The following is an 11626-nucleotide window of genomic DNA, read 5'->3' as shown; positions in this document are numbered from 1 at the left end:
TTACATTTCGAACCCGGAAGCTAAGCCTTTCAGCGCCGATGGTACTGCAGGGGGGACCCTGTGGGAGAGTAGGACGCCGCCGAACAATCATTGTGGGAAAGCCCCGCACCGTATGGTGCGGGGCTTTTCTGCGTTCCGGGACAGAATCCATTCCAGACAGCCCCCACTCCAGACAGCACCCATTCCAGACGGCACCCATTCCAGGAAGTGGGTGTGCCTAAGCTCGGGGCATGCGATACGACCTGGTCATCTTCGACAACGACGGTGTGCTCGTCGACAGCGAACCCCTCTCCAACACCATCCTGGCCGGCTATCTGACCGAGCTGGGGCATCCCACCTCGTACGAGGAGTCGATACGCGACTTCATGGGGTCGGCGATGCACCGTATCCATGAGCTGGTCCTGGAGCGGACGGGGCGGCGGCTGCCCGAGGACTTCGACGAGGTCTTCCACGGCCGGGTCTTCGAGGCGTTCGAGCGGGAGCTGCGGCCGGTGACCGGGGTGGCCGAGGTGCTGGAGAAGCTGGACGCGGACGGCGTTCCGTACTGTGTCGCCTCCTCCGGCAGCCATGAGCGGATCCGTGTGGGGCACCGGACGACGGGGCTGGACCGGTGGTTTCCGGCGGGGCGGGTCTTCAGCGCGCAGGACGTGGGGCGGGGGAAGCCGGCGCCGGACCTCTTCGAGCATGCGGCACGGGAGATGGGGGTGGCGCCGGAGCGGTGTGTGGTCATCGAGGACAGTCCGCTGGGGGTGCGGGCCGCGGTCGCGGCGGGGATGGACGTCTACGGGTTCACCGCGATGACGTCGGCAGAGAAGCTGACGGAGGCCGGCGCGGGCAGCGGGCTGTTCGGCCGGATGGCGGAGCTGCCCGAGCTGCTGCGGTAGGCACACCGGCCGGCAGACGGACAGTACTCGGACGGGAGTCGGCCCAGCAGTCGGTCAGCAGGCGCCCGGTCGCCGCTGTCCGAATTGGTGTGGTGATCCATCTACCCAGTGGTAGGGGGGAGTTCTAGGCTGAGCGGCCATGACGGCCCCTCGGGTACCAGATGCGCAGCTGCGGCACGGACGGATCTCGCTCGCCCTCAGCTTCTTCGTCCAGGGGGCGGTCTTCGCCCTCCTCGTGACCCGGATACCCGCGATCCAGGAGCGGTACCGAATATCGGACGCGCTGCTGCCGGCGTTCCTGGCGGCGGTGCCCGTGCTGGCGGGCGTGGGCAGTGTCGTCACCGAGCAGCTGGTGAAGCGGGTGCCGGCCGGGCGGGTGCTGCGGTGTGTGCAGCCCGTGGTGTGCCTGGCGCTGGTGGGTGTCGGGTCGGTCGGCACGACGGCCCAGGTGGCGGTGGCGCTGGCCGTGTTCGGGCTGTCGGTGGGTGCCCTGGACGCCTCGATGAACATGCTCGGGGTGAGTCTGCAGCGGGCGTACGGGCGCAGCATCATGCTCGGGTTCCACGCGGCGTTCAGCCTGGGCGGCATCGTGGGGTCCTCGCTGGCCTGGGCCGGGGCGCACTGGAAGCTGTCGCTGGAGCTGCTGTACGGGCCGGTGGTGGCGGTGCTGCTGCCGCTGGCCCTGGTCGTGGGCCGGTGGTTCGTCGACCGGGAGCGGACGGTGCCGGCCGCGGGGGCCGGGGCGGACGGGGTGGCTGCCGTGCCGCTGGCGATGCGGCTGCTGTTGCCGCTGTGCCTGGTGATGGCCATCACGTACATCGGGGACTCGACGGTCTCCAACTGGAGTGCCAAGTATCTGCAGGACGTCCTGGGGAGCTCGGAGCAGTTGGCCACCGTCCCGTACAACGTCTACATGGTCACCACGCTGCTCGGGCGGGTGGTGGGGGACCTGGGGGTGCGGCGCTTCGGGGCGGTCGCGGTGGTGCGGTGCGGGGCGGTGGTCGCGGCGGGCGGGTTCGCGGTGGTGGCCGCGGCGCCCGGGCCGTGGGCCGGGATGGCGGGCTTCACCCTGCTGGGGCTGGGGCTGTGTGTGATCGTGCCGCAGACGTTCGCCGCGGCCGGGCGGCTCGCCTTCGAGAAGTACGGGCCGGGGGCTTCGGACACGGCCGTCGCGCGGCTGAATATTTTCAACTATGTGGGCTTTTTGATCGGCTCGCCGTTGGTGGGGGCGCTGGGCGATGCGTGGAGCTATCGGGGGGCGATGCTCGTCCCGATGGCCCTGGTGCTGGTGACGTTGGTGTATGCCCGTTCGTTCGGGGCGCCGGAGGCCCGATACGGTGACGGGCATGAGCGGCCGCGCACAGCTGATGTGGGATGAGGCAGTAACGGGCTACAACTTCGGGTCCGGGCATCCGATGGACCCGGTCCGGCTCGCGCTGACCATGCGTTTGGTGGAGGCGTTCGAGCTCGACCGCGGGCCGCTGGAGGTGGTCGCGGCCAAGCCGGCGGGGGATTCGACCCTGCGGCTGGTGCACCGTGAGGACTACATCGGCGCGGTCCGCAGGGCCTCGGCGGACCCGGCCGTGGCGGATCTCTCGTACGGGCTCGGGACGGCGGACGATCCGGCGTTCGCGGGGATGCACGAGGTGTCCGCGCTGATCGCCGGGCAGTCGGTGGGCGCGGCGGAGGCCGTCTGGCGCGGCGATGTGGCGCACGCGGTGAACTTCGCCGGCGGGCTGCATCACGGGATGCCGGGCGGAGCCGCCGGCTTCTGCATCTACAACGACGCGTCGCTGGCGGTCGCCCGGCTGCTGGAGCTGGGCGCCGAACGGGTCGCGTACGTCGATGTGGACGTTCACCACGGCGACGGGGTGCAGGCGACGTTCTGGGAGGACCCGCGGGTCCTGACGATCTCGCTGCACGAGCACCCCCGGACGCTCTTCCCGCAGACCGGCTGGCCGGAGGAGACCGGCGGGGAGGGCGCGGAGGGCACCGCGGCGAATGTGGCGCTGCCGGCCGGGACCGGCGACGAGGGCTGGCTGCGGGCCTTCCACGCGGTGGTGCCGGAGCTGCTGGGGGCCTTCCGGCCGCAGGTGATCGTGTCCCAGCACGGCGCGGACACCCACTTCGAGGACCCGCTGGCGCACCTCGCGGTGAGCCTGGACGCGCAGCGTGCGGTGGCCGAGGCCTGTCACGACCTGGCGCACCAGTACGCGGACGGCCGGTGGGTCGCGCTCGGCGGTGGCGGCTACGCCGTGGTGGACGTGGTGCCGCGCAGCTGGACGCATCTGACGGCGATCGCGGCGGGCCGGCCGATCGACCCGGCCACGATGGTGCCGGAGTCCTGGCGGCACGAAGTGTTCCGCAGGACGCGGCAGTTGGCCCCGCAGCGGATGACGGACGGGCGCACGCCGCAGTGGCGGGACTTCGTCGACGACGGCTACGACCCGGCCGACCGGCTGGACCAGGCGGTGCTGGCCACCCGCCGTGCGGTGTTCCCGTCGCACGGGCTGCTGCCGTAGCGCGCGGCCGGGAGCGGGCCCCTGACGTGCTGTCATGCCGTGCCCCGGGGTGTGCGGGCCGTCGGCTCCTCGGGCCCGCGGCAGCTCCTGTGGGGCGGTATCCGGTGCGGGGCCCCACGGATGTGTGACTACCCGTCGGTCGGGGCACCCGTAGGCCGACCAACCGGACAGTATGGGTCCTGTGTTGGCTACCGGTGCGCTGCGGGCGCACCTGATCGAGGCGCGGCTCGCGGGGACGATCGCGACCCTGCGGGAGAAGAGCCTGGCGCGCTACCGGCTCTTCGCGGCACGCGATCCCCGGGTGCTGCTGGGGCTGGATCCCGTGCGGGAGTGGTCGCTGGGTGAAGTACTGCGACTGATGGGGCAGAAGTGCGGGGTTTCGGCCGATCCCGCGCACACTTCCGGCCCGGATGTGGTCGATCCCGACCGGACGATCGAGGCACTGGACCGGTTCGCCGACCGGGTGGCGGAGGCGGCGGGCCGGCGGGTCCCGGTGCTGCTGGGCACCGGCCATCCGGACCGGCTGCTGGGGTTCTACGCCGCCCTCGCAGACGCTCTCTCGTCGGCGGGCTGCCCGGTTCTCACCTCGGCGTATGGCGTCCGTGTCGACATAGCGACCCGGTTCGGCGTACGTACCTGCACACTCGACTACGTACGGGGAGTCGCGCTGATGCGAGAAGCAGGCGTGCGGGGCGCGCCCGCGGTGGGGGGCGTGCACACCCATTCGCCGCTGCCGGTGCGGACCGTTCTGGCGGCCGCGGCGGACGCTTCCGGGCCGCTGCCGGCGTTGGTCATCGGGGACCACGGCTGGGTCTGCGGGGCAGGTCAGCTGGGTATCGAGGCGATCGGGCTGGCCGATACGGACGACCCGGCGCTGTTCGTCGGCGAGGCCGAGGGGCGGGTGTCCGAGGTGGTGCCGCTCGACGACGCGGTGTGTGCGGCGTCGTATCGACCGCTGGCGCGCTATGTCCTTAATCGGGCGAGTCTGTCCCGATAGAGGGCTGTTCGCTGCTCCTCTTCCCCACTCGCATCACCCGCCCCTAATCTGGGGAGTGAGCGCATGGCGACGAAGAGTCACCGGAGGGGAAGCCGGTGACCCGTCTTATGCGGAAGGTGCAGGTGTGGCATGGCTGCAGAGCAGAGGCCTCTGAACGAGGTTGTGTTCCTGACCGTGGCGGAGGTCGCCACGGTGATGAGGGTGTCCAAGATGACCGTGTACCGCTTGGTGCACAGTGGTCATCTGCCCGCGATTCGCGTGGGGAGGTCTTTCCGGGTTCCGGAGCAGGCGGTGCACGACTACCTCCGCGAGTCCTTTGTGGGGGTGGAATCGGCCTGACGGGACCTTTGCCGACCCTCGGATTACGCCGTTCGCCCGGCGCCGGGTAGGCTGGCGCGATGTAGGTAGTGTGGGCTCGGACGCCCCGCACCGAGTAATCGAAGTGAGCGAGGGTAGTCGTGGGCTCTGTTATCAAGAAGCGGCGCAAGCGGATGGCGAAGAAGAAGCACCGCAAGCTGCTCAAGCGCACCCGTGTTCAGCGTCGCAACAAGAAGTAAGCGACGCTGATCGCGAATTCGCAGCCCCCCATCGCCTTGTGCGACGGGGGGCTGCGGTGCGTTGTGGGCCGTATGGACGGTGGTCGGGCGGAAATGCGCCCGCGGGCATCCTGTGGTCATCACCGCGCAACAACGACCCGATAGCGTGGTCGGCACAGCTCGGCTAGGCGGAAGTCGCGGCGGGAAGGAAGTCCTGATCTTGGGCAGGGTCGTGCTCGTCACGGGAGTCGCACGGCAGCTGGGCGGGCGGTTCGTCCGCCGTATCCAGCGCGATCCGGATGTCGACCGGGTGATCGGGGTCGACGCCGTGGCACCGGAACACCATCTGGGCGGCGCGGAATTCCTCAAGGCCGATATCCGGCATCCGGCCATCGCGCGGGTGCTGGCCGAGACGGGCGTCGACACCGTCATCCACATGGACATCAACGGCACACCGCTGGGCAAGCGCGGCGGCCGCGCCTCGGTGAAGGAAACCAACGTCATCGGGACGATGCAGCTCCTCGGCGCCTGCCAGAAGGCCCCGAAGGTGCAGCGGCTGGTCATCAAGTCCAGCACCAGCGTCTACGGCTCCGCGCCCCGGGACCCCGCCGTCTTCACCGAGACCACCACGCCGAAGTCGCTGCCCAGCGGTGGCTTCGCCAAGGACATCGTCGAGGTCGAGGGGTATGTCCGCGGCTTCGCCCGGCGCCGGCCCGACGTGGCGGTGTGTGTGCTGCGCTTCGCCAATATCCTCGGGCCGTGCGCGGATTCCCCGCTCGCGGAGTATTTCTCGCTGCCCGTGTGGCCCACCGTCCTCGGCTACGACCCGCGGCTGCAGTTCGTCCACGAGGACGACGCCATCGCGGTCCTGCGGATCGCCGCCGCCGCGCCGCGCCGCGGCACGCTCAACAGCGGCACGTTCAACATCGCCGGGGACGGGGTGCTGCTGCTGTCGCAGACCGCCCGGCGGCTGGGGCGGCCCACCGTCCCGCTGCTCCTGCCGACGGTGACCTGGGCCGGTACGGCGCTGCGGTCCGTCGGCATCACGGACTTCTCACCGGAGCAGATCCGGCTGCTCACGCACGGCAGGGTCGTCGAGACGACGCAGATGCGCGAGACACTGGGATTCCGGCCGAAGTACACGACGGCGGAGACCTTCGCGGAATTCGCCCGCAGTCGCGGACCCGGGCTGCTGCCGCCCGCGTCCCTCGCCCGCACCGTCGACCGGCTCGCCGGCGTGCTCCCCGCACGCGGCGGCCAGAGCCAGTGAGGAGTTCACCCACTATGGCGGACGCCAAGGTCATTCCCTTCGGCGAGGAGCCCCGGGCGCGCAGGAAGGCTCGGCGGGCCGGGCGCGCGGGACGCGGTGCGGCGCTGGCGCCCGTACCGGAAGCGCGGACCGAGCACCCGCCGGCGGCGGCCCCGCCCTCGCGGCCGCGGTCCCTGGACGAGCGGATCGCGGGCGGGCTGGCCTTCCTGCGCCGGCGGATCACCGGCGAGTACGAGGTCGACGACTTCGGGTACGACGAGGAGCTGACCGACCAGGTCCTGATGTCGCTGCTGCGGCCGGTGTACGAGAAGTACTTCCGGGTCGAGGTGAAGGGCGTGGAGAACATCCCGTCCGAGGGCGGCGCGCTGATCGTCTCCAACCACTCCGGGACGCTGCCGCTCGACGGTCTGATGCTCCAGGTCGGGGTGCACGACAATCACCCGGCACAGCGTCATCTGCGGCTGCTGGCGGCCGATTTGGTGTTCGTCCTGCCGGTGATAAACGAGCTGGCACGCAAGGCCGGGCACACCCTGGCCTGTGCGGAGGACGCCCAGCGGCTGCTGGAGCGCGGCGAGATCGTCGGGGTGATGCCGGAGGGCTTCAAGGGCATCGGCAAGCCCTTCGCGGACCGCTACAAGCTCCAGCGCTTCGGGCGGGGCGGTTTCGTCTCGACGGCGCTGAAGGCCGGGGTGCCGATCGTGCCGTGCTCGATCGTGGGGGCGGAGGAGATCTACCCGATGCTCGGGAACGCCAAGACGCTGGCGCGGGTCTTCGGGCTGCCGTATTTCCCCGTCACGCCGACGTTCCCCTGGCTGGGGCCGCTCGGTGCGTTGCCGCTGCCGACGAAGTGGACGATCCAGTTCGGCGAGCCGATCCCGACGGCCGGCTATCCGCAGGAGGCGGCGGACGATCCGATGCTGATGTTCAACCTCACCGATCAGGTGCGGGAGACGATTCAGCACACGCTCTACAAGCTGCTGGTGCAGCGACGCTCGGTGTTCTTCTGAGGGAAGGACCAGAAGAACACCGAGCGTGCGGCACGGGGCGTGCGCTACTTCGGGAGATCCTCGCCGTCGATGCCCAGTCCGGGAAGCAGTCCCGGGATCAGCGGCGGGAGGGTGACATCGGGCTGGCTGCCGGATTCCTTGCCGTGGTGGCCACGGTGCGGGGACGGGCTGCCGCTCTTGGACGGCGGGTCGAGCAGTCCGCCCGTGTTGCCGCCGAGCAGGCCGTCGTCCTGGGACGGGGAGGCCGACGGGCGGGGGGCGTGCGCGCCACCGGTGTGCCGGCTGGAGGCGGACTTGCTGCCGGAGGGCGCCGGGTGGCCGGCGGAGCCGGATCCGGTGCCCGCGGAGCCGGGCGTGTTGCGGTGGTGGTGCCTGCCGGCCGGGGTGGGCGGCAGCAGCGAGCGCAGCGGACCGACCTCTTGGTCTATGGCGTCGAAGACCGAGCTGACCTTGTCCCGGACGTCCATCAGCTGCACGGGGAGCTTGTCGCGCAGCTGTGACCAGGTGCCGCGGTGCGACTTGGTGAAGGAGTTCAGCGCCTGGATGGGGCCGAGCGAGCCGTCGCGTTCGTAGGCCTGGTGGAGCAGGCGGTGGCCCTCGCCCGCGTCATGGGTGATGCCGGCGAGCGCCTTGCGGATCTCGCCGAGCGACTCGTGGTCGAGGTCGGCGAGCCGGGCGCGCTCCATCAGGCGGCGGACCTCCATGATGCGGGTGGAGGCCTGGTCGAGATAGAGCCGGCCGCGGTCGGAGTCGTCGTCGGCCATGCCGAGCTTGAGGTCCTCCATGCCGCGCTTGAGGCCGTAGAGGGAGTCGCCGGGGAGGGCGTCGGAGCTGGCCGCGGCGACGCCGGTGAAGGCCCCTGCGGCGACGCCGACCGTCAGTCCGCCCGCTGCCAGCCCCTTGGAGAGGCGGGAGCGCGGGCGAAGCCGGCCGACCGATTTCGTGGCGCGGTGCGCGCCCTTGTGTTCGCGCTGCTCGGGCACCCGGGCACCGTCGGACGGAGCGCCTTCGGCGAAGGCGGCCTCCATCGCGGCGATGAGCTGGGCGCGCTGGACAGTCTTGACCTCGGCAGCCATCTCCGGCCTCGGGAGTCTCCCGAGGCCGTCGGCGACCGCCAACAGCCGTGCTTCGCCCGGCGCTTGCGCCGGATTGTCGACCTGGTCCTCGGCCGCCGTGCCCTCGAGGACCTGCTCCTCCAGGGTCTGGGCGAAGGCGTTGGCCCGCCGGTGCACCGAGACATTCGCGATCACGGGCGGCACCTCCTCTCGTCATCCCGCTCGACTCCCCGGACTGGCTTTGACTGTCCAGACGGACCGGACGGTTGCACGCAGCTGTCCGCGGCCACTCGATCGAGTGAGAGGCAGCGGGCATGGCGTGACCGCATGGAGCCTGCATTCCGCACAACGAGCGGCGCGGCACTCGGGTTACGCACTCACGATGATCTGACCGACCGGTTATGAAAGATCACCAGGTGTAGGCGGCACACGGCGTGGGGCGAGGAGTCGATTTGTGCGGATAGGGGTCGGTCAGCGGGCGTCTTCGGGGAGCAGCCGCGCCAGGGTGCGGACGGCGCGGTACTGGAGGGTCTTGATCGCGCCCTCGTTCTTGCCCATGACACGGGCGGTCTCGGCGACCGAGAGGCCCTGCAGGAAGCGCAGCGTGACGCACTCCTGCTGCTGGGGGTTGAGCTTGCGTACCGCCTCCAACAGGGCGGCGTTGGAGAGGGATTCGAGGACGGAGTCCTCGGGGCTGCGCTCGACCTCGTTGGCGTCGAGCATCTCTCCGGTGGTGACTTCCAGACGGAAGCGGGAGGACTTGAAGTGGTCGGCGACCAGATTGCGGGCGATGGTCACCAGCCAGGCGCCGAAATCGCGGCCCTGCCAGGTGAACGTGCCGATGCGGCGCAGGGCGCGCAGAAAGGTCTCGCTCGTGAGGTCCTCGGCCGTGGCACGGCCTCCCACGCGGTAGTAGATGTAGCGGTAGACCGTGTCGGCGTACTGGTCGTAGAGGCGGCCGAAGGCCTCCGCCTCGCCGGCCTGGGCCCGCTCGACGAGGTCCATCATGCGACGGCTGTCGCTGTCGGCGGGGCGACGGGCGGTGGTCGTGCCGGTGCCGGCGCGGCGGGATCTGCCGGCGGCCTTGCCGACCGCAGCACTCCCGTCGGCCAGGGCGTAGCAGGGGCCGGCGGCGGGGACGGCTGAGGCGAATGCGGGGACGGCGTACGCGGTGGGGACGAAACTGCGCAGGTGGTCGACGAGTGTCGTGCGCAGCGTAGCCAGGCCCGAGGCGTCAACCCCGACGTGTGGGTACACGGGACTCCCAGAGGCAGAGCTTCCATCACGTGCAGTGCGGGACCGTTCACTCGTCGTAGGGACGTGTGGGTTCCGGATTGCGTCTGAGGAGAATAACGCTTCGTACAGGCAGCGCTACACCCAGTTGCTCAAATCATCGATTACTTACGGTCCGTGCCGGGTTGGTGGCAGATCAAGTATCGATTACTGAGCAACTATTGATCGGAAGGGAACGCAATCTGCCTGGTTGGAGGGCGTGTTGTGGCTAACCGGCAGCAATGTGACTGAGCGGACGGCGGCGGGGGTAGGGACAGGGGATGGCCCGCCGTGTCGCTCCGTGATCATCCCTGGTCAGCGGCGTCGTCGCTGGAGCGCGACGGCGGCCGCGGCGCCGCCCGCGAGGGCGCCCACGCCGGCCGCCGCCGGGATGCCGATCTTGGCGGCCTTCCGGCCGGTCCGGTAGTCGCGCAGCCGCCAGCCCTGCTCGCGGGCGTGCTTGCGCAGCCGGCTGTCGGGGTTGATCGCGTAGGGGTGGCCCACCAGCGACAGCATCGGGATGTCGTTGGCGGAGTCGCTGTAGGCGGCGCAGTGCGAGAGGTCCAGGCCCTCGGCCGCGGCCAGCGCGCGGACCGCCTCGGCCTTGGCGGGGCCGTGCAGCGGCTCGCCGACCAGCTTGCCCGTGTAGACCCCGCCGACGGACTCGGCGACGGTGCCCAGCGCGCCGGTCAGGCCCAGGCGGCGGGCGATGATCGTCGCGGTCTCCACGGGGGCCGCGGTGACCAGCCAGACCTTCTGGCCCGCGTCGAGGTGGGCCTGGGCCAGGGCGCGGGTGCCCGGCCAGACCCGCTCGGCCATGTACTCGTCGTAGATCTCCTCGCCGATCGACATCAGTTCGGCGACGCGGTGGCCCTGGACGATGGACAGGGCGCTGTTGCGGACGTCGGCCATGTGCTCGGGGTTCTCCGAGCCGGCCAGGCGGAAGTAGATCTGCTGCCAGGCGAAGCGGGCGAGGTCGCGCTTGTGGAAGAAGTGCCGCTTGTAGAGGCCGCGGCCGAAGTGGAAGAGCGCGGCGCCCTGCATGACGGTGTTGTCGAGGTCGAAGAAGGCGGCGGCGGCCGTGTCCCCGACGACCGGGAACTCGGGCTCGGCCGGGGTCTCCTCGACGGGCGGCGCGTCCTGGGTGGACTTGCGGGCGGCCTCGGCGGCGGCCTCGCCGGCCAGCACGCTGCGCGCCGTGGCGGGGCGCCGGCGGCGGGTGAACCACCCCAGGGACGGCAGCGCCCCGGAGGGCGTCCACCGGGGGCGGCGCGCGGACGGGACGAGGGGCGTCCCGTGGGGACTCCTGCCGGGGCGGTGGTCGGGAGACGGGAGAGCCATGGCGACAGCGTAGCCAGTTTGTTCGGTGCAGCCGGTTACGGGCGCGTGTCCGTCGGGCCGGCGGCGGGGGACGGGTGCGTTACGGCCATCCCGCGGCGGGGGTCCGGGGCGGGCCCGGCGGGGCCGGGCGGCCGTCCGCGGTGGGCGCTCAGGCGCCCAGTGCGGTGCGCAGGCGCTTGGGGTCGACCCGCCAGAAGTCGTGCTGGGCGCCGTCGACGAGGACGACCGGAATCTGCTCCCAGTACTTGCGGTGCAGCTCGGGGTCCTCGGTGATGTCCTTGCGCTCCCAGGACGCGCCGGTCTCGGCGCAGACCTTCTCGATCACGGCCTGGGCGTCGTCGCAGAGGTGGCAGCCCGGCTTGCCGACGAGGGTGACCATCCGGTCGGCGGGGTTCTTGCGGGAGCTGCGGCTGAACACGTTGAACGAGGGGGCCATGGGGCCATTGTGCCCGGGGCGCGCCGGGGGCGGGGTGCGGGTCCGAGGGTGCGGGGGCCGGGGCCGCGCCGGCCTGCCGGGGCCGGATGGCGGTGTGCCCGGGCCCGCCGCTCGTGACGTGTCCGGGCCGGTCCGGGTCGCTTACCATCGATGGGCGATTTGTAGGTTTCCGGGGGTATGGCGGTAAGGAGTGAGGGCGCGTGCTCCCGTCGGTGCTGCCTGGTCAGACGGGTGGCGCGAGCGAACGGAGGCCCGCGGGAGTTGGTTCCGCGAAGGCCCGTAAAAGCCGCGTGACCCCCATCACTT

General features: G+C 71.0%; 12 protein-coding genes and 1 rRNA gene. 9 read left to right on the top strand and 4 right to left on the bottom strand.

All coding sequences use genetic code 11. The annotated features are described in order from the left end of the window. From rrf to IEY78_RS31950, 9 genes are all read left to right on the top strand, one after another. Positions 1 to 85, top strand: a 5S ribosomal RNA gene (gene rrf, locus IEY78_RS31990); the annotation flags it as partial. A 145-nt stretch (positions 86 to 230) separates the two neighbouring features. Continuing rightward, positions 231 to 884 (top strand): HAD family hydrolase, encoded by a 654-nt coding sequence (locus IEY78_RS31985; protein WP_189104325.1) that lies wholly within the window; start codon positions 231 to 233, stop codon positions 882 to 884. Between the two features lie 139 nt (positions 885 to 1023). Continuing rightward, a complete protein-coding gene (locus IEY78_RS31980) occupies positions 1024 to 2262 on the top strand; it encodes an MFS transporter (RefSeq protein WP_189104324.1) in 1239 nt (412 codons plus the stop codon). After that, positions 2231 to 3406, top strand: coding sequence for an acetoin utilization protein AcuC (locus IEY78_RS31975; protein ID WP_189104322.1), 1176 nt, complete (start codon positions 2231 to 2233; stop codon positions 3404 to 3406). Before IEY78_RS31980 ends, IEY78_RS31975 begins: the two co-directional genes overlap by 32 nt. Positions 3407 to 3587: 181 nt before the next feature. After that, positions 3588 to 4403, top strand: a complete 816-nt coding sequence (locus IEY78_RS31970; protein ID WP_189104320.1) for a phosphatase — start codon at positions 3588 to 3590, stop codon at positions 4401 to 4403. A 129-nt stretch (positions 4404 to 4532) separates the two neighbouring features. Then, positions 4533 to 4742, top strand: a complete 210-nt coding sequence (locus IEY78_RS31965; protein WP_154073984.1) for a helix-turn-helix domain-containing protein — start codon at positions 4533 to 4535, stop codon at positions 4740 to 4742. 119 nt (positions 4743 to 4861) lie between these two features. After that, a complete protein-coding gene (locus IEY78_RS31960; protein WP_003948845.1) occupies positions 4862 to 4960 on the top strand; it encodes a 30S ribosomal protein bS22 in 99 nt (32 codons plus the stop codon). A 199-nt stretch (positions 4961 to 5159) separates the two neighbouring features. Then, entirely contained in the window at positions 5160 to 6209 is a 1050-nt protein-coding gene (locus IEY78_RS31955) for an NAD-dependent epimerase/dehydratase family protein (RefSeq protein ID WP_189104319.1), read from the top strand. A 14-nt stretch (positions 6210 to 6223) separates the two neighbouring features. Continuing rightward, entirely contained in the window at positions 6224 to 7216 is a 993-nt protein-coding gene (locus IEY78_RS31950; RefSeq protein WP_189104318.1) for a lysophospholipid acyltransferase family protein, read from the top strand. Positions 7217 to 7260: 44 nt separating this feature from the next. Here the strand turns inward: IEY78_RS31950 and IEY78_RS31945 are convergent, their stop codons facing one another. The 4 genes from IEY78_RS31945 to IEY78_RS31930 all read right to left on the bottom strand — a co-directional run bounded on the left by IEY78_RS31945 (position 7261) and on the right by IEY78_RS31930 (position 11320). Then, positions 7261 to 8466 carry a DUF5667 domain-containing protein gene (locus tag IEY78_RS31945; protein ID WP_189104317.1) on the bottom strand — a complete coding sequence of 402 codons (1206 nt, stop codon included), beginning with the start codon at positions 8464 to 8466 and terminating at the stop codon, positions 7261 to 7263. A gap of 276 nt (positions 8467 to 8742) precedes the next feature. Further along, positions 8743 to 9528: an ECF subfamily RNA polymerase sigma factor, BldN family gene (locus IEY78_RS31940; RefSeq protein WP_189104316.1), complete on the bottom strand. Its 786-nt coding sequence runs from the start codon at positions 9526 to 9528 to the stop codon at positions 8743 to 8745. Positions 9529 to 9858: 330 nt separating this feature from the next. Further along, entirely contained in the window at positions 9859 to 10785 is a 927-nt protein-coding gene (locus IEY78_RS31935) for an HAD family hydrolase (protein WP_189104326.1), read from the bottom strand. Positions 10786 to 11032: 247 nt separating this feature from the next. Next, a complete protein-coding gene (locus tag IEY78_RS31930; protein WP_189104315.1) occupies positions 11033 to 11320 on the bottom strand; it encodes a glutaredoxin family protein in 288 nt (95 codons plus the stop codon). Between the last annotated feature and the right edge of the window lie 306 nt (positions 11321 to 11626).

It is taken from the genome of Streptomyces kronopolitis, assembly GCF_014646275.1.
In the GTDB taxonomy this organism is placed as follows: domain Bacteria; phylum Actinomycetota; class Actinomycetes; order Streptomycetales; family Streptomycetaceae; genus Streptomyces; species Streptomyces kronopolitis.
Note: the sequence above shows the minus strand (reverse complement) of the source record. Positions and strands in the feature narration are given on the sequence as shown.